Origin of the sequence: Corynebacterium sp. MSK044 (genome assembly GCF_030232825.1) — a bacterium.
Lineage (GTDB): Bacteria > Actinomycetota > Actinomycetes > Mycobacteriales > Mycobacteriaceae > Corynebacterium.
Genome location: NZ_JASPJJ010000017.1, coordinates 1 through 21,563, shown reverse-complemented (window position 1 = coordinate 21,563; position 21,563 = coordinate 1). Strand labels below are relative to the sequence as shown.

Here is a 21,563-nt window from a genome sequence, read left to right as displayed (position 1 = left end):
TTCGACGTTTCCCAAGGAGGCGCTTTTACGTGGTTGATGTCTTAACCGGCTTCGCCATCATCTTCGTGGTGATCGGCGCTGGTTATGTGCTCGCGCAAAGAGGAGTCATTGGCGCTGGGGATCAGCGCCTCATGTTCAACCGCGTCGCGTACTGGGTTGCCTCCCCGGCGCTGCTGTTCACCACGGTGGCCACGTCTGATGCATCGACGTTCATTTCCCCCGTCGTGGTCGTGGTGTTCATTGCCACCGCGATCACCATGGCGGTGTTCTGGGTAATCTCCCGGCTGTTCTTCCAGGCAGATGTGCCAACGCGGATGGCTGGCGCTGCGTCCGCTAGTTACTTCAACTCCGTGAACATCGGGTTGCCCATTGCCATTTACGTCATCGGTGATGCCGCCTACATGCCGCCGGTGCTGCTCATGCAGATGGTGATTGTCTCCCCCATCGTCATCGCTGGCTTAAGCGCGGACCCCACCGCACCGGGGTCCCGTGGGCGGAATGTGTGGGAAGCCGTGAAATCAGGGCTGACTGCTCCCGTTGTTGTGGCACCGCTCCTTGGCTTGGTGTTCGCGTCAATGGAGTGGACAATTCCGGACCCAGTGATGGCGCCACTGGAAACTCTGGCGGGTGCTTCCATCCCCATGATCCTCATGAGCTTCGGCGCCAGCCTCCGCGGCGGCGCGGTGCTGTCGCCGGGGCCGGATCGGCCAGCGACGATCACCGCGTCGTTCTTGAAACTCGCGGTGATGCCCGCTGTCGCCTGGGCTGTTGGCGTGGCGGCTGGCATTGAAGGTTCAGCACTCTACGCCGCGGTCAATCTGTCGGCTCTGCCCACCGCCCAAAACGTGTACAACTACACCGCGAACTTCCGCGCCGGTGAGACCGTGGCGCGAGACACCGTGTTCATCACCACGTTTTTGTCCCTGCCCGCGATGGTTGTGATCGCTTTGCTCTTTGGCAAAGGAATTTAAAAGGGGAACTTTAACGCCCCGCCAACTCATCACTCACCCACTGCTTGCGAGCCTTACGCTGGCTGTTCCACACGGCCATCGCCTCGGTGGCTTCAACGCGTTGTTTGGTAAACACCAGCATGGACAGCGGGAACGCCACGATCAGGGCCAGCAGCGCCGACATGACAATGGGCACCGGCGCATCAATCACCACAGCCACGATCTGAATGACCACGGCAAGCAGAACGAAAAGGCCGAACCGCAGCGCCCCGTACTTCAACGCGGCGCGGTTAGCGCGCGAGCGGGCCTCCGGGTCAACGGTTGGCGCGGAGTCTGTGGTCTGGTTCGTCTTTGGGTCTGTCACAGCCATTGACCTTAGCCGTCCCTGGCGTTGTGTGGAGAACCAGTTCGAGCCAGTATGTTGGAAGGCATGGGTCGGTTAATTCTTTTGCTTCTGATCGTTCTGGCCGTCTGGCTGCTATGGCGCGCTTTCGGCCCAGGCAGTTCTGAACGCTACGGCCCGCTGCGGACCAAGAATGTGCAGCAGCCGCCCGCCATTAAAGGGCCGGACGATGATGAAGAGTTCCTGTGGAACATTGAGAAGAACCGGTTCAAAGAACGCCGCGCAAAGGAAGAAGCAGAGCGCCGCGTCCGGGAGGAAGAGGAACGCCGGCTGCGCCGCGAGCAGCAGCGAGAAGAGGAACAAGACGACTAGAGGGCCAGCGCTACACAGATCCTGATCTGCTGCAGGAATTCATTAAACTCGCAGGACATGCGACCGACTTTCCAAAGTCGATCACACCTATCCCCCGCAACTACTTCTTTTCTGTCCATTGCGGCTCAAGCCCCAGGGCCTGGGCGACGGCAACGACCTTCTCCCAGCGCACCCCGGCACCGCCACGTTCGATGGTGTGCAGCGTTGAGCGCGAGACGCCTGCGGCATCAGCGACTTCCTGCTGTAGGCGACCAGCCTCACGCCGGTACTGGGCAAGGGCGGCGCCGAGTTCAATCAAGACGGGGATGTCGCTGGCGGGCTTGCCTTGTTTATTGCGGGGATTAGGCACGCGAGGGCTCCTTCATGGGCAGAGCATAACAGAGTTCTAACAGGGTTTCAGCGGACTAACCATCCGAAAACCTAACTTGTTATTACAAGATACCCGCCCCTGAGGATTTTTACAGGCTAATTGAGCCCCGCGTAGGAGTGAAGGCCAGATGCAACGAGGTTGATGAAGAACAAGTTGAAGATACTTGTTGCAAAAGCAGCCACGTTGATCCACGCCGCCTTGGCGTTCTTCCAGCCGGCGGTAGCGCGGGCGTGGAGGTACGCGGCGTAGAGGATCCAGGTGATCAGGGCGACGGTTTCCTTCGGGTCCCAACCCCAGAAGCGACCCCATGCGACCTCACCCCAGATCGCGCCGAGCATGATGCCAATACCGAAGACAGGCAGGGTGATAATCGCGGTGCGGTAGGCGTAAGAATCCAGCTTCTTAGCGCTGGGCAGAGGCTTCGCAATCGCGCCGAAGAAGCCCTTCTCCTCCCCGCGCGGCTGCCAGATGCGCAGCAGGTACAGCAGGGAGAACATGCCGGAGATCAGGCCGATGGAAGCACCCACGGACACGGTGGACACGTGGAAGGGGTACCAGAAGCTCTGCAGTGCAGGCACGAGCGGAGCAGCCTGGGCATACAGCACGGTGGCGGCCAGGAAGAGCAGCACGATGTTCGGCGCGAGCAGCCACGGCCAAGTGGTGTGCCAGCCACGACGCTGGATGATCACGGCGGCGGCGACCATGGTCACAGCGGTCGAGGTGATCACAAACTCGTACATGTTGCCCATGGGGAAACGGCTCACGGACATGCCACGCGTGACCACAGCGACCACGTGGAAGATGATGCCCACCCACGTCAGGTACTGGGTGCTGCCAGCCATCTTGCGGGCGCGCAGGCGAGCGGCATCAATGTCCTCGTCAGTAACGGTGATGCTGCCTAGTTCAGACGAACGTGGCTTCTCCACCCCAGCACCGCCACCGACAGCGACGAGTTCTTTCTCCTCCACCGCAGCACGCTCACGCTTGAGGTCGATGACGGCCTGCGCGCGCATGGAGTGAATGCAGGAAAGAATCAGGCAAACAATATAAACAGCGAATGCCGTACGCAGCGACAAATCGGAAACGTCGGCGAGGGTGGAGTTGACCAACATGCGAATAACCCTACTCCACGCGCCCTCAACGCACCAAGGCTGTGGGGCATATCACTGCACGTCAGTGCCACTCTTCGGCATCAGAGTCGTCGTCAAGCTCAGCCTCGTGTGGGGCGCCATCGAGCTCTTGCTTATCGACGCCCCGGAGCACCGCCCCCACCACCTCATCAAACTCACTGCCCCACCCGGCGCGATCCGTTCGGGCGAGTCCTGCGAGTTCAATGTGCGTTCCGCCAGCAGCGGAAGGGGTGAAACGGACCCACACGCGGCGCCGTTTTATCAGCAAAGAACCAACAAGGGAACCTAATAACAGGGTGGTGACAACGAGTGCCCAGCCCTGGGTGGGGTCGCGGGAGATTTGGTAGTTGGCGTATTCAGCGGCGCCGTCGAAACGCAAGGTGATCTCCCCTCCTTCGGGGTTATCCCCTGCGGGAATGGTGACCTCCTCACCAGCACTAAGCATCACTCGTTCCACCCGCTCCAGTTCACCGGAGGCGATGAGGGATTGGTCGAGCTCAAAGAGATTCTGCGGGCGGCCGGTGTCCAGGCCGGCATCACCGATGTACAAGTCGAGGGAGACCGCCGGATCATTCATGGATGGGAAAGCCGACTGGAGCATGTCCCCGTTCGGGCCCGTCCACGCGGCGGTGGGGGCGAAGACGCCCTCAATGGCAATCTGGTTTTGGCGGCGCTCCATCAAATCCGGGTACATGCCCGCCGGCGGGTCAAAGCGCATGACGCCGGTGGACAGGAAGAAGGTCAGATCCGTGGGGCGGAACTGAATCATCTGGGTGCGTGTTTCACCGTTAGGCCACGTCACGGTGATCTGCGGGGCAAAACCGTGGCCCTGCAGATACACGCGGTCCCCACCCACACGCAGCGGGTGGTTTACCCGCAGGGTGTAGTCCTCCCAACCGCGCTGGTTCTCCCCCGGGTTCTTCGGCGGAGTGGAAGCCATCGCCTCCCCTTCCGCATAGGAGACCGTGGAGGAGAACGTGTCTGCCTGGCCATTGGGCAGGTAATCCGCGGTGAAGTCGTGGGAGACGAAGCAGAAGGGGGTGAGCCCGGTGCCGTCGAAAAGCGGGCCGGCGCGGAAGGTATCAAAGTTGGCGGGGGACGTATTGCAGAATTCGCGCGACTGCTCCACGGGCACCGCGAACTCTGATTCTGAATTGGTTACCACGATGACCTGGCCTTCGTAGAACACCATCCGGCCGAACGCGAAGACCGCGATGATGGCCACGATGGCCACGTGGAAGATGAGGTTGGCCAGCTCACGCGAATAACCGCGCTCCGCGGAGATGGACACAGCACCCGCGCGATCTTCCTTAGCGGTGTACTCCGCCACCCGCCAGCGCTTGAACTGGGCTTTGGCGTGCTGCACTGCCTCTTCGAGCGGCACATCCACATCACCATCAGCATGGAATGGCATGCGGTGCAGGTACTTCGGCGCGCGCGTCGGCTTCGCCTTGTACGCGCGGTAATGGTCGATAGAACGCGGAATGATGCAGCCGATCAAGGAGATGATCAGCAAAGTCAGCAGCGCCACAAAGAAGGGGGAGGCGAACACATCGAACAAACTCAATGCGTCATAGATCTTGCCCATCGTCGGGTTCGCCGCGATGTACTCATCCACCTTGCTGGCGTTTACTTCCCGCTGAGGCAACAGCGCACCCGGCACCGCAACGACGGACAGCAGGAACAACAACACCAGCGCCGTGCGCATGCTGGTCAACCAGTGCCAGGTGCGCTTAGCCCACAATGTCATGGCAGACCTTGCGGAAGAGTTCGCGGAGGGTTTCGCGGGAGAGAGCATAAGAATCTATCGACTATTCAGTAGTTCTAGAGCACGGTGGCGCCGTAACCGAAAACCAGCTGGCGGGTCCAGGAGATGAACACATTCCAGGCCCCGGTGAGCAGCAACAAACCAACCAGCACCATGGCAACACCGCCGATGATTTGGATGGTACGCGAATGCTTACGCAAAAAGCCCACGGCCTCCACCATCTTGGCGGAGCCCAGTGCCAGGAGCAGGAAGGGAATGCCCAGGCCAAGGCAATAAGCAATTACCAGCACGATGCCACGAGCAGCGGTCATGCCTTCGGTGCCCACGGAGACTGAAATCACCGCGCCGAGAGTGGGGCCCACGCACGGTGTCCAGCCGAGCGCGAACACACCGCCGAGCAGCGGCGCACCCAACCACGTGGCCCACTTCTTAGGCTGCATGCGGGTGTCTTTCTGCAGAATCGGCACACTCCCCATGAACACCAGGCCCATGATGATGGTCACCACACCACCGATGCGCATCAAGGTGTCAGAATTCAACGCAATAACACTGATAGCACCGAAGACTGTCACCGTGGCCAGCAGGAACACCGCGGTAAAGCCCGCAATGAACAGCGCCGCTGCAACAACCACCGCTCCCTGGCGGCGTTTGCCCACGGTTATTTCCCCCTCTTTCATCTTCACTTCCCCACCGACAATGCCGGTGAGGTACGACAGGTACCCCGGCACCAGTGGGATCACGCAGGGGGACGCAAAGGACACGAGACCGGCCACGGCTGCTGCGAAGAAACCCGCGAAAAGCGGGCCGTTAGAAACTAGGTCCGCAAACGTATGACCCATTTAGTTCTCACCCGCCAGGCGGTCCGTGACCTCAATGATCTCGGACGCGGTTACCTCACGCAGGAACACTGCCGCGGGGCGGTGCTGCTTGTCCAGGATGATCGTGGTGGGAATGACGGAGGTGGGAATACCACCCAAGGCCGCGGCAGTCCGGAAAGGCGGGTCATAGATGGACGGGTACGTCACCCCGTTGTCCGTGAGAAAGTCCCGGGAGATTTCCGGCTGGTAGTCACGGACGTTGATGCCCAGGATCGTGCCGGAGGGCTTGCCGTCCACAGTCTGGCCAGTCAAGTGTTCCTGCACCTCCTGCAGGTCATCCACCTCCGCACGGCACGGCGCGCACCACTGGCCCCATGCGTTGAGCACCACCATCTGTCCTTCAAAGTCCGACAAGGAAATCTGCGTGCCCGGCTCCATCAAAGACTCGCCGGAAAATTCCGACAAGGGAGCACGATCCGCCTCGTCGTAGAAAATCTCTACCTGGCCGCCGGGTGAGTGGAAGGCAAAAGTCTCACTCGAACCAGGCACAGCGCAGGCAGACATCCCGAACGCGCCGAGGAGTGCCACGCTTGACAGAACCATGGCATGAAAGCGACGCATCTAAATCCCCTTCGCTGGTTCAGCGTAGGACCAGGACTTCAGGGTGTCCCCTTCAAAGACCAAGGAGGTCACACTGGCCAAGTCACACTTTCGCGTCGCCGGACTATGTGGCAAAGGCTTGCCTTGGGCCCAACGCTGCACCATCACGATGGGCAGCTGATGGGACACGAGCACTGCTTCATGGCCCTCAGCCTCAGCCCGAGCCTTATCCACGGCGCGTCGCATCCGCTCCAGAATCTCCGTATACGGCTCACCCCAGCTGGGCTTCAACGGGTTGACCATGTGGCGCCACCGGATCGGGTTGAACAGCTGGCTACGAAGCCCCTTCGTGCGCAGCCCCTCGAAGATATTGCCGGACTCAATGAGGTCCCGGTTCGTTTGAATCTCCAACCCAAGCACTTCTGCGATCGGTGCCGCGGTTTCCTGCACGCGCTCCAGCGGGGACGCTGCCAGGTAGGTCACGTCCTTGCCTTCAAAGCTCGCGGCGGTACGTGCCGCCATGGAGCGGCCACGGGAACTCAAGTGAAAATCAGGGAGTCGCCCGTAGAGCAATTTCTGCGGGTTGTGCACTTCCCCGTGTCGGACGAGGTGGACAACGGTCTCAACCATGACAAGCCCTCCTCTTTAAAACTGCAGTTTTCATGGAATTGCTGGACGCAGGGGGTGCGTCCGATTAAGTCAAAGTGTGCCTGGGACATAGTCACGGACACAAACCCAGACACAACGCGATTACTAATCCTATTGGTTGATACTGGTTGCATGCAGGAGGGTGCACCCGTGGATAATTGATGCATGGGTGCCCAGACAATTCCGGAAGTCACGCTTCGACAGGACGCGGACCACGAGGTCACCGCGATTATTACGGCCTCAAGTGCTGCTATTCGACGTTTGAAGGTAGACGAACGCCCTTTACTCAAGAGCTTCGACCCCACTCCCCGACCACCGGGTGCAGCCAATATTGTGCTGGCACCGTGGCCAAACCGCGTCGCGGATGCAACGTTCACCTTCAACGGCGTGACCCACCAATTGGAGGTCACCGAAGCTGAACGTGGGCATGCCATCCACGGGTTCACGTGGGGGCGGATCTTCGACATCGTGGATCACACCGACAACAGCGCGACGCTGCGCACCGTCCTGGGCCCGGAGCCTGGCTGGCCGTGGCAGATTGAGCTCACCGTGACGTACACGCTGACGGATACCGGGATCACCGGCACGATGACAGCGCGCAACATCACCCCGGCTGACAGTGACCACGGCCCCGCACCATGCGCTTTGGGTGTGCACACCTACTTAGACCCCCAAGGTGCACCTCTCGATGAGTGCACGCTGCACCACACCATCGAAGAGCGCCAACCGGTGGACTCCCGCAACATTCCCACCGGCCCACGCCAACCGTGGCCGGCCAGCCCGATGCACATGAACGGGGTGTACCTCGACGACGCGGGGTTTGATTCGGTGGAACACCCACACATTGCCCGGCTGGTGGATGGGGATGGGCGCGGGGTGGAACTAGAGGCGCACGCAAACATGCCCTGGACCCAAATCTTCACCTCCCCGCAGCGGGAGTTGGCTGTCGAACCGATGACCGCGCCTCCGAATGCCCTGGCCACGGGCGAAGACCTGACCGTGCTGGAACCTGGTGAGCGTATAAGCGTGAGCTGGACCGTGCGGGCGATTAATAATTGAACAACGAGTAACTAAATACGGAACCCGTAACTCAACAGAAAGCGAGTGTCCGCCATGGATACAGCCCTCAGGCTCGACGCCTCCTGGGTCGACTACATGCTCGTCGCGGTATTTTTCGCGTTCGTGCTGGGGATTGGATGGGCCGCGAAGCGCGGCGTGTCCTCGTCGATTGATTTCTTCCTCTCCGGCCGCGGGCTACCCGCCTGGATCACCGGTTTGGCCTTCATCTCGGCGAACCTCGGCGCGGTGGAGATCATCGGCATGTCTGCCAATGGTGTGGAATACGGCGTGCAGACCATGCACTATTTCTGGATCGGCGCCGTGCCCGCCATGATCTTCCTCGGCATTGTGATGATGCCGTTCTACTACGGCTCCAAAGTCCGCTCCGTCCCGGAATTCATGCTCAAACGCTTCGGCCCGGCCGCACACTTGGTTAATGCGATTTCCTTCGCGGTCGCACAGCTACTCATCGCCGGCGTGAACCTGTTCCTGCTGGCCACGGTGGTGGAAGCACTGCTGGGTTGGCCGCTGTGGTCAACGCTCGTTGTTGCCGCCGTGATCGTTCTGGCCTACATCACACTGGGTGGTCTGTCTGCAGCGATCTACAACGAGGTGCTGCAGTTCTTCGTCATCGTTGCCGCGCTGCTGCCACTGACCATCATTGGTCTGCGCCACGTGGGTGGCTGGAGTGGACTGAAGGAAGCTATCAACGATCCGAGCCACTTCTCCACCTGGCCTGGCCAGGACATCTCCGGATTCAACAACCCGGTGTGGTCCGTCGTGGGTATCGTGTTCGGCCTCGGCTTCGTGCTGTCCTTCGGTTACTGGACCACCAACTTCGTTGAAGTTCAGCGCGCTATGGCGTCTGATTCGTTGTCCTCGGCGCGCAAGACTCCGATCATCGGCGCATTCCCCAAGATGTTCATCCCCTTCATCGTGGTTGTGCCGGGCATGGTCGCGTCCGTCCTGGTCACCCCGATCATGGAGGGTGCTGCCAATCCGAATGATGCGGTGCTGTACCTCATGCGCGATTTGCTGCCCAATGGTCTTCTCGGCGTGGGTATCGCTGGCCTGCTGGCTGCATTCATGGCCGGTATGGCAGCGAATATTTCGTCCTTCAACACCGTGTTCAGCTATGACCTGTGGCAGACCTACGTGGTCAAGGACAAGGACGATGATTACTACCTGCGCGTTGGCCGCCTGGCCACCGTCGGCGCAACCGTGATCGCTGTTTTTACGGCGCTGCTCGCCGCCAACTTTGGCAACATCATGGACTACCTGCAAACGCTGTTCGGCTTCTTCAACGCCCCGCTGTTTGCCACCTTCATCCTGGGTATGTTCTGGAAGCGCATGACCCCGCACGCCGGTTGGTCCGGCCTGGTGGCAGGTACCGCTGCCGCCATCATCTTCTGGGCTTGCTCGCTGGGTGAGGACCCACTGGTCAGTCTGCCCGGCCAGGGCACCGCATTCGTCGCTGCCTCCCTGGCGTTCACAGTGGACATCCTCGTGTCCGTCATCGTATCCCTGTTCACCACCCCGAAGCCGGATGAGGAGCTCGTGGGCTTTGTCCGCAGCGTCACCCCGAAGGACCAGCTCGTTGATGCTTCTGAGGCCACCCTGCCGTGGTACCAGCGCACCATCCCGCTTGGTGTGATCGCTCTTGTCCTTGTCATCGGCCTGAACTTGATGTTCCTCTAAAGGAAGTGATTCTTATGGCTAATTCACAAGCAGAAACCGCAACGTTTGATATCCGCAACGTCATTGGCGCGCTGCTGGGTTTCTATGGGATCGTGCTGATCATCTGCTCCTTCGTACTCGACCCGGGATTCAATGTGGACGAGAAGATCCCTAAAGAATCCAGCGACAATCTGCGGGTGGGCATCGCCCTTGCTGTCACTGCGCTGGTGTTCTTCCTGTGGGCACGGTTGCGCCCAATCGCCTTCAACCCCGACACATTGGAAGCAGCAGAGTAGATGACTGAGTTGAAGATCACGCGTACGACATTGTCTGATGGCCGTGAGCTCATCTACTTCGATGAGCCCGGCACACCGGACCGCACCGCCACCGATGAGCGCGGATTGCCGGAGGTGCTCACCGAGTCCTGGATGCGGCGTGACCCGCTCACCGGTGAGTGGGCGATTTATGCCGCGCACCGACAGAACCGGACCTTCCTCCCGCCCGCGAATGAGGACCCGTTGGCCCCCACACGCCCCGGCCAGAAGCCGAGTGAGATCCCGGAGGATGACTACCAGGTTGTCGTGTTTGAAAACCGCTTCCCGTCCTTGAGCATGCGGTTGGATGTGCCGGAGGGGTATAGCCCGTTCGTCGATAGCCAAGAGCTTTTCGAGCGCGCTCCTGCGTGGTCACGCTGCGAGGTTGTGTGTTTCACGCCGGACGCGAATGGCTCATTCAAGGATCTGCCACTTACCCGCAAGCGCGCGCTTATCGACGTCTGGGCCCACCGCACCGCCGAACTCTCCGCCCTCGAACCGGTCAAAGCCGTCTTCCCGTTTGAGAACCGCGGTGAGGAAATCGGCGTGACCTTGCACCATCCGCACGGTCAGATTTATTCCTACCCGTTCGTCCCACCCCGCATGGCCGCGATTGCACGCCAGGCACAGTCTCATCGCGCAGCGCATGGCACATCGCTTTTCGACGCGCTCTTGGCCGCCGAACTCACCTCCGCCCGCCGCATCATCGAGGCGACGGACCACTTTGTGGTGTTCACTCCCGCCGCGGCGAAGTGGCCACTAGAAGTCATGGTGATGGCTAAGCGTGCGGTGCCGAATTTCGCTGAACTGACCACTGCTGAACGTGATGATCTTGCGGTGATCTGCGACAAGCTCTTCGCCTCGGTGGATCAGTTCTTCCCCGGCATTGAACGCACCCCGTACATCGCCGCATGGAACCAAGCGCCGGTGGATGCCCCGGAGGATGGGCGCTTCCACCTCCAGCTGTTCTCTCTCATGCGCTCCCCCGGCCGCATGAAGTTCTTGGCTGGGAGTGAATCCGGCATGGGCGCGTGGATCAATGACACCACCCCTGAGGTCATCGCCGCCACGTTGAAGGAGGCCTACCAGTGATTGTTTCTTCCACCCGCAGCCCCGACCGTCTCAGCACCGATGCGCGCGCATTCTTCACTGAGCACATTGGTGGCACCGCCACCGGAGTGTGGGTTGCTCCTGGCCGGGTGAACCTCATCGGTGATCACGTGGACTATGCCTTCGGTGTGTGCCTGCCCTTTGCCACCACCATGGCCACCGCCGTGGCTGCCCGCGCGCGGGAGGACAGCATTGTGCGTATGGTCTCCCACTCCCCCAACGGCGAGATCCTCGATGCCGAAGTGGATCTGGCAGAACTCTCTACCGCCAGCTCGGAGCCTGGCTGTTTGCCTGATTGGCGTGGCTACATTGCCGGCACTGTCCATGCCCTCATCGGCGATGCCACATCCGGCCTGGACATCGCGGTGATCTCCGATGTGCCGTTGGGTTCTGGCCTATCTAGCTCCGCTGCTTTGGAGTGCGCTGTTGCTGTTGCCGTGCGTGACCTGTTGGCGTCGGTGACGACTGATGATCAGATCATCGCCGCCACCATGCGCGCTGAGAACCACTACGTGGGTGCTAACACCGGTGGCTTGGACCAAAACGCCGTGGTTCGTGGCCGTGAAGGTTTTGCCCTGGCCCTCGATTTCCTGGCTGGCACCCACGAGCAGGTTCCGTGCAATTGGGAGGGCTACCAGCTCCTTGTCTCTGACAGCCGTGTTGAACACTCCCACGTGACGGGCGAGTACAGCTCCCGGCGCGGTCTCATCGACCAGGTTGCTGCTGCCCTTGACTGCACGTTCCGTGAGGACGATGTGGTGGACCGCGCCGTGGAATGGGCATCTTCAGCTGGATCCGGTGCCACTGACCTCACTGCAGACGTCGTACGTCGCCGTGTGCGCCACGTACACACGGAAACCGCCCGCACTCTCCGTGCGATTGCGGCACTCAAGGCTGGCGATATCCCTCAGTTTGGTCAGCTGATGAATGAAAGCCACGCCTCGTTGCGTGATGATTTTGAGATCGTCCCGGACGCCCTCGAAACTGCTGTTCAGGCCGCAATGTCCACTGGTGCAGTGGGCGCCCGCATCACCGGTGGTGGTTTTGGTGGGTCCATCATCGCCCTATGCCGAGATGAGGATGTTGATGCGGTGGCCGCAGCTATCACTGCTGACACCACCGCCCAAGGCCACCCCACTCCGGTGATCTACGCGACCAGTGCGCAGGATGGCGCCCGGCGCGTGGATTAGCTCGCGGTATTAGCTCACGCTTTGCGTGCGGTCTTGGACTGCCCGCGGAAGACACCGAAGAACACCACGACGATAAGGCCGATGGCGATCCAGTTGGCCACCTTGGAGTACTGCTCAAGCACAAACACGACGGGCTCGCCGATCGACCAGCCCAGGCCGAAGTAGAGGAAGGACCACATGGTCTTCGCCACAAAGTCGAGGACCATGAACTTCTTCACATCCATGCCGGTTGCGCCACACAAAACAAAGACAACGAACGCGATGGGCAACGGGATGGGCAGGTACGCAAGGAAAATGGCTACCCAGCCGAGGCGGTGGAACCAGCCCTCCACGCGCTTGAAGTTCTTCTCCGTGCGCTTGGAGTTTTGCGCCTGCACCTCCAAAATGCCGCGGCCCCACAGTTTGCCAGCCCACCAGTACACCCAGTCAAACTTGATGTTCACCAGCGAGCCAATGAGCAGGAACCACAACCAGCCCGGTGCTTCACCCACCGCGGCGAGCGCGCCCGTTGAGGCCGCACCAATGCGCGAGCCCGTCACCGCCAGCAAGATCGGTGGATCCAAACCGAGCAGCCACGCGCGCAGCGGGATCATGGACATGCCAAAGATGCCCACGAAGCCAAACCAGGCCAGGCACCAGTAGTCCGACTTCGTCGGCTTAGAGTTCCACGGCAGACCGGGTTGCTCCCACCATTCCGGTTCTTCTTTGTTCGAACCTTCTGGCACACCTGACGTATCTGGCTGATCGGGTTCCACCGGATCAACCATCTCCTCGTTGCCTGTTGGCTCCTGCTCTTTGTGCATGGCACCCAAAACTACACGGGGTTGAAGCGATCTACGCAGTGGGCACTTCATCCGCGGTCGCACGGGCATGGGCGATGACATTGGGGATGCCAGGGCCGCTTACCCATGCGCCGGTTGCAGAGATACCGGGGATCTGCGCGATCATTTCGTCTGCTTCGGTGGCCGCAGCCTTGTTGGCATCGGTGGCTTCCGGGAAGGCACCGAACCAGCGTTGGACGTAGATTTCTTCCAGTCCGGCAGCACGGCCATCAAAGCCGGTGACCTTTGTCAGGTCATCTAGGGCCCAATCCACCAGGTCATCCTCATCCGCATGCGCTTCGGCATTGAGAGTTGCGCGGACCAGTGCGCCCGCGCGCTGCGCGAGATGTGGCCAACGCTGGGAAGAGAACACGAAAGACTCGGTATGGACGCCTTGCGCACCGTCCGCACCGTCCGCAATGCGGATCTCCGCAGCCTCTGGCAAGCCCTCGCCGGTGGCAAAGCGCATGCCCACCACAACCCTGTTGGCCAACTTCACCTTCGCCAACGCTTGTGCAGCATCCGCATCCACTTGCTTGAGCAAAAGCGCGGCGGTCGGTGCCGGCACAGCCAGGACAACGTGGTCGTACAGCTTGTCTTCCCCACCTTTGAGGCGGAAGCCCTCTTTGCCGCTTTCCTTATCCGTCGCACGCGTGATGCCGGAGATGAACGCATCAATGTAAATATCAGCACCGGATTCCTCTGCGAGCTTCTCCGTTAGCTCCTGGAGGCCGTGGCGGAAGGTGGTGGTGCGGGGGACGTCGATAAGCGAAAGCTCCTTGCCATCCCACAGCATGGTTGGCGCATCGCTGGGTTCGACGAGGGACCCGGTGAGGCCGAGCTTCTCGACGAATGCGCGCGTGACGTCGGTGGGAATGAAAGATTCCGCACCGATGTCCGTGGGGCCACCTTCGAATGCGACGGTATGGAGTTTGCCGCCGATGCGATCGGTTGCTTCATACACATCGACGCTCGCGCCCCTAATGTGCTTGGCCGCGGTGAGCCCTGCCAACCCGGCACCGATAACAGCGATGTTTGTTTTAGCCATTGTTCTCTCCGTTGACCAGTTCAGAAATAGTCTCCGGCTCCACGCGATCCTCATTCGGGAAACTACGCGCGCGCATAGACAACCCCTCGATGAGCAGCGAAGAACCAAGCATGAGCACGGTTGCCGCGATCGGCGGAATGACACCGGCCACCGCACACACCAACATGAGGCCGTTGTAGATCCACGCCAGCGCCAAGTTGCGGTCAATGACCTCACACACCTTGCGGGCGTGCGACACAAGCTGCGGCACCGCCATCACATCATGGCGCAACAACACCGCAGACACCGTGCGCCCGCGACGGCGGGAAAACTCCAGCTCCTCCGAATCCGCATACATGATGCTCACCGTTGCTGCGCGCAGCGCATCACGTACGGACGCATCACCGACCAAAGCGACCTCCGCCCCCGCCGCCTGAAGGTTGCGGATTGCCCCGGCCTTCCGGTTATTCGTAATACCCGCCAGCACGTTGGAGATACCCAAGAAATCCGCAAAACGACGAGCCACCGGGTACGTATCCCGCGTGAGCATCACCGTTTCCACGCCCATCTGCTCCAAGCGGGACACAGCCTCATCGGCGTCGTCCTTGAACGGGTCATACAACGTGATCACGCCACGGTCCTTGCCCTTCCACCGCACAACCACGGGGGTACCGCCCGAGGTGGCAGCCACCGCCAAACGGCCACGCAGGTGAGACAGATTCACCGGCCGCCACAACAAGGCATCAACCTGGGTGGATGTCTCACGGCCCTCCTCATCCACAAACACCAGATTCACGCGCGCGCTCACATCTCCGCTCGGCTCCGTGGCCACATTCACCAATTCATAGCGCGTGGGTAGATCCGGATTGTTGTCCGTCTGAGTCTTCGCCTCACGTGCCCCCTGCACCAGCGCGCGCCCGGCCGGGGTGTCCGATTCCATGGACACCGCACCGGCGATGCGGAGGATCATCTCCTCGCTCTCCCCTTCCGCCGGTGTCACCGTTTCCACACACATCTGGGACTTTGCCAGGGTGCCCACGCGGTTGAACACAACCGTGTCCACCGTCTCCAACGAACGCAGCGTATTACCATCACGCAACAACACACCGTTGCGCGCCGCGGACTCAATACCCAACCGCAGCGCCAACGCTGGGGACAATGCCAACGCCACCGGTGCGATGCCAGCTAGAACCGCCAAAGAAGTACGCAAAGCCGCGTTGTAATCGCCCGAAATCAAGCCCCACAAAATGAAACTGAAAAAGGCCACGGTCATCGATACCGGCAACAGCCGTGCAGCACTCTGGGCATACTGGACCGTCGCGTACCGCTGACGCACCTCTACATCCCGCAGCCACTGCATCACCACCAACCAGCGCGTTGCATGGCCGGTGCGCTGCGCACGCACCTTGATCTCCCCGGATTCAATCACGGAACCGGCATAGACGGTGGAGCCGACTTTGACGTCGTTGGGCTCGTGGACGTCGATAAGCCCCTGCTTCAAACGAGCCTTGCCACCGATGACCTTGCCGTCAGCAGGAATGACCTCACCAACATGCACCACAATGTCATCGCCGCGGTTGATCTCAGCAACCGGGATGAGCTCCTTATCAATCTCCGCGCGCCCCCGCATTTTATTAATGCGGATGTACTCAACCTCCGGGTTGAGTGATTGATCCGCCATCTCATCAATCAACAACCGGCGCGCACGAATGGAATACCTCCGGCCGATGAGCAGCAACAACGTGATCCCGCACGCCACATCCAGGAACAACTCGGGGCCATGATCCGTACCCAACGTCGTAGCAAACCACGTGAACCCTGAATGCCCACCACGCTGCCCCGTCGGCGCGAGAAGAATCACCGCGGCGGACCACAAATAAGCAATGATGATGGCCACAGAACTCGCGCCATCAAGCGCCGTAATACCGCGCCGCACACCACCCGCCAGCGCACGGTGGAAAGGAAACGCACACCACGTGACTACCGGGGTGGCCAAGGCGAGCTCAATCCACTGCCAGCCATCAAACTGCGCCGCCTGAACATACGCCAGCACCAACACCGGAAGAGTGAGCACCAGCGCAACCCACATGCGCGCCGGCGTAATCAGATCACGTGCGGTGTACAGAACATCGTCTTTCCTGTCCCGCTTCACCGGGTCCTTGCTCTGGTTCTTCCGCTGCGCCTCCTCGCGTCGCGCCCGCGGACCGAAACCCGCCTGCCGCGCTCGATCCAGGGAACGCTGTGCTGAACGACGGCGACGACGCAGCTGAATCGGAACATCCTTTGTTGCCTTACGCCGCACATAATGCTCAGCACTTTCCACCGCCGCCGCGTAACGGAACATCGACGTATCAGTCAACGAAGCCTCAATGCCAAGCTCCGCAAACTTATCGACGATCACCTCCGGCCTCGTATCCACCGTCGCCGTCACCCACGCCGTTTTACGCGGATGAACCACACGGCACTCCACCCCGTCGAGCTCTTCCACCGCGGCCTCAACCATGTCAATATCCGGCGCCGGTGGCAGATTCTTCAACACGAAGGAATAGGACACATGTGGCCTGTCCTCAACATCCGCCGCAAACCAAACGGATGCCTCCCCCGGCTTTTCTTCCACGCCAATACCCGCCTCACGCGCAGCATCCATCGCATCCTGGATGGAACGGCCAAGCTGCTCATGGGACTCCGTCACCGGGTCCGGGTGTTCACCGTTGTTCTCTGGGTTGGTCATGGCTACTCTTTGCTCTTTATTCTTGGCTTCATTCTTGGCTTCATTGGAAGCGTGGACTCATCTCATCCACATACGCGTTTGAATCCGGACGAAACGCTAGAAGCATAGCCACAACCAGCAGAACCACCACAACCATGGACACCCACGCCGTTAACTGCACCACAAACGACGCCAAGTGCAAGAAACACGTTAAAGCCACGCCCACACCAGCCCAACGGCGCGCGGTACTGCTGCCTTTGGGGAAATACGCTGCTGCGGACACCAGCCACAGCGTGAGAATAATGCTGCCCCACGCCGTGACCCGCATGTTGGTCATGTACCTTTGGCGAAATTCTTCGTCGGCGACATCACCCAAGAGTTTGCTCACATCATGGATCACGTCATCACCGGGATAGCCGTTGGCCAGCAGCGTGAACGCGGTGAGCAGCATCAGTACACCCGCGGTGCAGATGAGATAGAACGCCACACGCAGGTTGCGTGGGCAGCCCTGCCCTGCTGTCCACGCTGAGGACCTGTGATTGCGGTTTGGATCATTCGGATCCGTCACCATCGTGGGAAACATACCGGCCATGGTCTTTAGTCTGCCTCAGATCACTTGGGGCCGTGCGGTGTCTTCGCATCCTTTGAGGTATTGGGCTTGGCTGTCCACTTGCGCACCTCATCCTGGGTGGCAAAAACAATGGCGCACACGCCGGCCACTCCCGCGATGATCTGCATCGCCCCATCTAAGGCGATCAGTGGTGTCGGTACAGCACTGCCACTGACTGGCACTGCAAAGATCAGCATGACGCGTAGCGCGAAGTAACCGCCGAAAACCATGAGCAACTTCAGTGCGTTTTCCGCCCAAGAGGCCTGCTTAGCCACTGCCCGCACCGCAATAGCCAGCACCACCACGATGGCTAAGGCAAACAGCGCCGCAATGCCCACGGAAGCGTACGCAAGCAGCATCATGTTTGCATCTCCAACCTCCTTCGCCGCGGATGGACGAGCCTGCTTCGCCTGCTCAATCATCGCGGATGGATCCAGCAGGACCGCAGCTACGGAGAACATCTGGTGAATCACCTCACCACACAGCATGACAATGGCGGTGAGCACAAACAGGCGCACTGCCTCCGGCTTCCCCGGCTCCTCGGCAGCAGCTGGGGCAATGTAGCTTGGGGGCGTGCCCCGATCAGGTGTGGTCATAGTGATGAAATCACTGATCCTTCCAGTCCCGGAATCTCCGAGCTGACAAATGAGCTTAGAGGCTTAAGAACGGCGCGCGCGACGCTTCTTGCGCGGCGGCGGCAGCTGGCCAGCAGCACGCAGTCCAGCAACATGCTCAGCCAACGCATCAACCAGGGATGGTACGTCAGCCGATTCCGGCACAACATCAACGCGCAGGCCCTGTTCCTTGGCTTCCGCCGCGGCCATAGGGCCAATGCAGGCGATGATGGTGCGGGCATGTGGCTTACCGGCGATACCCACCAGGTTCTTCACGGTGGATGCGGAGGTAAAGCACACGGCATCAAAACCACCAGTCTTGATCATGTCGCGCACCTCCGGTGCCGGCGGGGCGGCACGGACGGTGCGGTACGCCACCACATCGTCCACCTCCCAGCCGCGCTCCTTGAGGCCTTCCACCAAAACGTCGCCACCAATATCAGCGCGCGGGAGCAGCACGCGGCCCACCGGATCGATCTCTTCCACGTAATCCGGGAAGACATCGACCAGGCCCTGGGCGGTCTGCTTCGTGCGATGTGGCACCAGTTCAGGGATCATGCCACGGGCACGAATCGCATCAGCGGTTTTTTGCCCCACTGCCGCCAAGTGCACACCAGCAAAGGAGCGCGCATCCAGCCCGAGTTCTTCAAACTTGTCCCACACGGCATCCACACCGTTGACGGAGGTGAACACGATCCACTGGTAGCGGCCCTCAACAATGCCCTTGATCGCGCGATCCATCTGCGCCGGGTTACGCGGCGGTTCCATAGAAATCGTGGGCACAGACTGTGGGATAGCGCCGTAGTAGTTCAACCGCGCGTTCATCGGCCCGGCGTGCTCCTTCGCACGCGGGACCAGCACGCGCCAGCCGTACAGCGGGCGGTTCTCCCACCAGGAGTACTTCGAACGGTCATCCACCGCGGTACCGATGGTGACAACGAGCGTGCCATCCAAATCCGCATCCAGCTTGCCCACCGTGCCCAACGTCGCATCAAACGTGCGCTGCAGTCGGGTCGTACCGTTGACCGTGACCGTCAACGGAGTTTCCGGGGAAAAGCCCCGCGCGGTGAGCTCCGCACTGATCACCGGCAGGTGCTCAACTTCCGCCTGAAGCACAAGCGGCTGCGGTGCGGCAGCCAGGCCATCCCAATCAATCGGCTCATTAGCCAGGTCAGCCTCGGTGTACGTGGACCCCAGCGCGATGCCCGCAAAGGACGGCACGGTCGACGGCAACGACATGCCCGGCACAACCTGGAATTCAATCCCGGCAGCCGCCACAGCAGAAATCTCCTGCATGACAGCATTTCGGGTCAACGGGTTACCCGCAACAAGTCGAATCACGTCACCATCGCCCGCATCACCGCGATCAATCGCAGCAGCCGCCTCATCCAAAGCGACCTCAAGCTTTTCGACGATCCCTTCCCCATCCGGCGCCCACTCCGACACCTCCGCCGCCGTCGGATCAGCCGGTTTAGCCGGTTTACGGCGCGCACCGGCTTCCTTCGCTTTGGCGCACATCTCCTCATAGGCAGCAGCAGCCGCTTCAAGCTTCTCCGCCGGGACAGGAAGCACCGAACCAACAACATCACGCACGCCTGCGGAGACATCCGGATCAACAACCGCAACGGCATTGCGCTCCAGCACGTCACGCGCACGGATAGTCAACAGATCCGGATTACCCGGACCTGCGCCGACGAAAATGACCTTCCCCCGCAGAGCAGCCAATTCTGGGTCGCCAGAACTAGCGGTAGCTGCCTTTTTGGGCGCGGCTAAGGGCGTGGAGGCACTCGTCATTGACACAAATCTCTTCTAAAACAGACTGCTAAAACTGGGTGAACCTAAAAATTCACAGGGTAGCCGTCGCGCCTGCTAGATCCTCCGAATCAGCGTTCAGGGGACCATATGAATAGCAGTGCCGACGGCATGTGGTAGTTACACCTTAAATTGAGCAGCCGGAAATAAAAAACTGACGCCTACACCATCACCCTTGAAGTGCCGCGGCAAGCTCCGCGTTATCCACTTCCCAACACGCGAATTCCTCACCATCAATGACCACCACGGGAACGCGGTCGCCGAATTCGGTGGCGAGTTCGGGGTCCCCGTCGACGTCGATAAGCACTAACTGCGCACCCGCATCCGCGACAACCGGCTCAATCTGCGCGGCCACACGCTCACAAGAACCGCACGTCGCACGCACCATGAGTTCAACCAGCACCTTCCAACCCCTCTCCAACGCGTTGGGCGCCTACGATGGACTAGGCTACCGCCACCAGCACGACCGAAAGGACACACCCCGTGAGCCCAATCAATGGACCCCGCTCACAGTGGTCCCACTCGCGGGGCAACGTGCGCCGCTTCATCGAAAGCACCGCACTCCCGCCTATCGACGATGACCATCAGCGCAAAGCCGGCCTCGCCGCCGCCCGCGCCGCCGTCGAAGCCGGTGGCATCCGCATCACCACCCCCGACCCCGACATCCCCCAACACGTCACCGCCGCCGCCTTTTTCGACGTAGACAACACCCTCATCCAAGGCAACTCCCTCATCGCCCTTGGCTACCAACTGTTCAAACGGCGCTACATCAAACTTGGGGATATCTTCCCCTACCTCATCGCCCAAGTTCGCTACCGTGTCTTCGGCTCCGAACTCCCCGACGCCATGGCCTCAGGCCGGGAAAAAGCACTCAGTGTGGTCAAGGGGCAAAGCGTGGAAGAACTCACGCAACTGTGCACCGACATCGTGGAAAACCACCTGGTGGACCGCACCTACCACGGCACCCGCGAACTCGCCGCCATGCACATCGCCGCCGGCGAACAAGTGTGGCTCGTCTCCGCCACCCCGGTCCAAGTCGGACAAGCACTGGCCGGACGCCTCGAATTCACCGGCGCCTTGGGCACCGTCGCCGAAGAAAAAGACGGCAAATTCACCGGCCGCCTCGTCGGCGACATCCTCCACGGCCCCGGTAAAGCCCACGCCGTCCAAGCACTAGCGGAAGCCCAGGGCCTAGACCTCAAGGAGTGCACCGCCTACTCCGACTCCGTCAACGACATCCCCATGCTCTCCCTCGTTGGCACCCCCGTAGCCATCAACCCTGACCGCCAACTACGCAAACACGCCGAGAAAAATGGCTGGCTCATCCGCGACTACCGTCCGGTCCGCCGCGCTTTCACCGAGGCCTTCATTCCTTTGTTGGTTGTCGGTGGGGTTGTGGCCCTGATGAAGGGGTGGAAAGCCGCCCGGAGGAAGAAGTAAGGTTCTTTGTGCACGATTCCGGGGACTTAAGGGCAGTCCTAGGGTTTTAGAGGGATCCGTGCACGATTCCGGGGAGTTAAGGGCACGCGGACACTGGGGCTGGGGCTTAAGGGTCAAAAAGTGTGTCTGGATTGGCTGATTTCCAGTAGGTGACCTGCATTAACGTTGAAAGTATATGCT

General features: G+C 60.5%; 22 protein-coding genes. 8 read left to right on the top strand and 14 right to left on the bottom strand.

Going from position 1 to position 21,563, the window contains the following annotated elements:
• Positions 1-29: 29 nt before the first annotated feature.
• Positions 30-971 (top strand): AEC family transporter, encoded by a 942-nt coding sequence (locus QP994_RS09310; protein WP_284866415.1) that lies wholly within the window; start codon positions 30-32, stop codon positions 969-971.
• A 10-nt stretch (positions 972-981) separates the two neighbouring features.
• On the opposite strand, the gene QP994_RS09305 is transcribed toward QP994_RS09310, so the two are convergent.
• On the bottom strand, positions 982-1,320 hold the full coding sequence (locus tag QP994_RS09305) for a DUF4229 domain-containing protein (RefSeq protein ID WP_284856002.1): 339 nt from the start codon (positions 1,318-1,320) through the stop codon (positions 982-984).
• Positions 1,321-1,380: 60 nt separating this feature from the next.
• On the opposite strand from QP994_RS09305, the gene QP994_RS09300 reads away from it, so the two are divergent.
• Positions 1,381-1,665 (top strand): hypothetical protein, encoded by a 285-nt coding sequence (locus QP994_RS09300; protein ID WP_284866413.1) that lies wholly within the window; start codon positions 1,381-1,383, stop codon positions 1,663-1,665.
• Between the two features lie 100 nt (positions 1,666-1,765).
• Here the strand turns inward: QP994_RS09300 and QP994_RS09295 are convergent, their stop codons facing one another.
• The 6 genes from QP994_RS09295 to QP994_RS09270 all read right to left on the bottom strand — a co-directional run bounded on the left by QP994_RS09295 (position 1,766) and on the right by QP994_RS09270 (position 6,981).
• Complete coding sequence (locus tag QP994_RS09295) at positions 1,766-2,014, bottom strand: helix-turn-helix domain-containing protein (RefSeq protein WP_284856000.1); 249 nt, start codon at positions 2,012-2,014, stop codon at positions 1,766-1,768.
• 116 nt (positions 2,015-2,130) lie between these two features.
• Positions 2,131-3,147 (bottom strand): c-type cytochrome biogenesis protein CcsB, encoded by a 1,017-nt coding sequence (ccsB, locus tag QP994_RS09290; protein ID WP_284866411.1) that lies wholly within the window; start codon positions 3,145-3,147, stop codon positions 2,131-2,133.
• A 61-nt stretch (positions 3,148-3,208) separates the two neighbouring features.
• Complete coding sequence (locus QP994_RS09285; RefSeq protein WP_284866409.1) at positions 3,209-4,915, bottom strand: cytochrome c biogenesis protein ResB; 1,707 nt, start codon at positions 4,913-4,915, stop codon at positions 3,209-3,211.
• 74 nt (positions 4,916-4,989) lie between these two features.
• Positions 4,990-5,772 (bottom strand): cytochrome c biogenesis CcdA family protein, encoded by a 783-nt coding sequence (locus tag QP994_RS09280; RefSeq protein ID WP_284866407.1) that lies wholly within the window; start codon positions 5,770-5,772, stop codon positions 4,990-4,992.
• Entirely contained in the window at positions 5,773-6,372 is a 600-nt protein-coding gene (locus QP994_RS09275) for a TlpA disulfide reductase family protein (RefSeq protein ID WP_502870039.1), read from the bottom strand.
• Entirely contained in the window at positions 6,373-6,981 is a 609-nt protein-coding gene (locus QP994_RS09270) for a histidine phosphatase family protein (protein ID WP_284855996.1), read from the bottom strand.
• A gap of 183 nt (positions 6,982-7,164) precedes the next feature.
• Here QP994_RS09270 and QP994_RS09265 point away from each other — a divergent pair, with 183 nt between their 5' ends.
• The 5 genes from QP994_RS09265 to galK are packed head-to-tail and all read left to right on the top strand — an operon-like array spanning position 7,165 to position 12,349.
• Positions 7,165-8,058 (top strand): aldose 1-epimerase family protein, encoded by an 894-nt coding sequence (locus QP994_RS09265; protein ID WP_284866405.1) that lies wholly within the window; start codon positions 7,165-7,167, stop codon positions 8,056-8,058.
• Positions 8,059-8,112: 54 nt separating this feature from the next.
• Positions 8,113-9,756 (top strand): sodium:solute symporter family protein, encoded by a 1,644-nt coding sequence (locus QP994_RS09260; RefSeq protein ID WP_284866403.1) that lies wholly within the window; start codon positions 8,113-8,115, stop codon positions 9,754-9,756.
• 14 nt (positions 9,757-9,770) lie between these two features.
• Positions 9,771-10,031 (top strand): hypothetical protein, encoded by a 261-nt coding sequence (locus tag QP994_RS09255; protein ID WP_284866401.1) that lies wholly within the window; start codon positions 9,771-9,773, stop codon positions 10,029-10,031.
• Positions 10,032-11,141: a galactose-1-phosphate uridylyltransferase gene (galT, locus tag QP994_RS09250; RefSeq protein WP_284866399.1), complete on the top strand. Its 1,110-nt coding sequence runs from the start codon at positions 10,032-10,034 to the stop codon at positions 11,139-11,141.
• Positions 11,138-12,349: a galactokinase gene (galK, locus tag QP994_RS09245; RefSeq protein ID WP_284866397.1), complete on the top strand. Its 1,212-nt coding sequence runs from the start codon at positions 11,138-11,140 to the stop codon at positions 12,347-12,349. The genes galT and galK overlap by 4 nt, the downstream gene beginning before the upstream one ends.
• 14 nt (positions 12,350-12,363) lie before the next feature.
• Here galK and QP994_RS09240 read toward each other — a convergent pair whose 3' ends face one another.
• The 7 genes from QP994_RS09240 to QP994_RS09210 form a co-directional block, all read right to left on the bottom strand.
• Positions 12,364-13,152 (bottom strand): DedA family protein, encoded by a 789-nt coding sequence (locus QP994_RS09240; RefSeq protein WP_284866396.1) that lies wholly within the window; start codon positions 13,150-13,152, stop codon positions 12,364-12,366.
• A gap of 31 nt (positions 13,153-13,183) precedes the next feature.
• A complete protein-coding gene (locus QP994_RS09235) occupies positions 13,184-14,218 on the bottom strand; it encodes an FAD-dependent oxidoreductase (protein ID WP_284866394.1) in 1,035 nt (344 codons plus the stop codon).
• The gene (locus QP994_RS09230; RefSeq protein ID WP_284866392.1) at positions 14,211-16,928 is read right to left on the bottom strand and encodes a heavy metal translocating P-type ATPase; all 2,718 of its coding nucleotides are present in this window, start codon (positions 16,926-16,928) and stop codon (positions 14,211-14,213) included. Before QP994_RS09230 ends, QP994_RS09235 begins: the two co-directional genes overlap by 8 nt.
• Before the next feature lie 40 nt (positions 16,929-16,968).
• Positions 16,969-17,499, bottom strand: a complete 531-nt coding sequence (locus QP994_RS09225) for a hypothetical protein (protein WP_284866390.1) — start codon at positions 17,497-17,499, stop codon at positions 16,969-16,971.
• Between the two features lie 20 nt (positions 17,500-17,519).
• Positions 17,520-18,113: a hypothetical protein gene (locus QP994_RS09220; RefSeq protein WP_284866389.1), complete on the bottom strand. Its 594-nt coding sequence runs from the start codon at positions 18,111-18,113 to the stop codon at positions 17,520-17,522.
• A 63-nt stretch (positions 18,114-18,176) separates the two neighbouring features.
• Positions 18,177-19,925: a bifunctional uroporphyrinogen-III C-methyltransferase/uroporphyrinogen-III synthase gene (locus tag QP994_RS09215; protein WP_284866387.1), complete on the bottom strand. Its 1,749-nt coding sequence runs from the start codon at positions 19,923-19,925 to the stop codon at positions 18,177-18,179.
• Positions 19,926-20,112: 187 nt separating this feature from the next.
• Positions 20,113-20,331 carry a glutaredoxin family protein gene (locus QP994_RS09210; protein ID WP_284856017.1) on the bottom strand — a complete coding sequence of 73 codons (219 nt, stop codon included), beginning with the start codon at positions 20,329-20,331 and terminating at the stop codon, positions 20,113-20,115.
• A gap of 95 nt (positions 20,332-20,426) precedes the next feature.
• Between QP994_RS09210 and QP994_RS09205 the strand changes: the two genes are divergently transcribed.
• Positions 20,427-21,383: an HAD family hydrolase gene (locus tag QP994_RS09205; RefSeq protein WP_284866385.1), complete on the top strand. Its 957-nt coding sequence runs from the start codon at positions 20,427-20,429 to the stop codon at positions 21,381-21,383.
• Positions 21,384-21,563 lie beyond the last annotated feature (180 nt).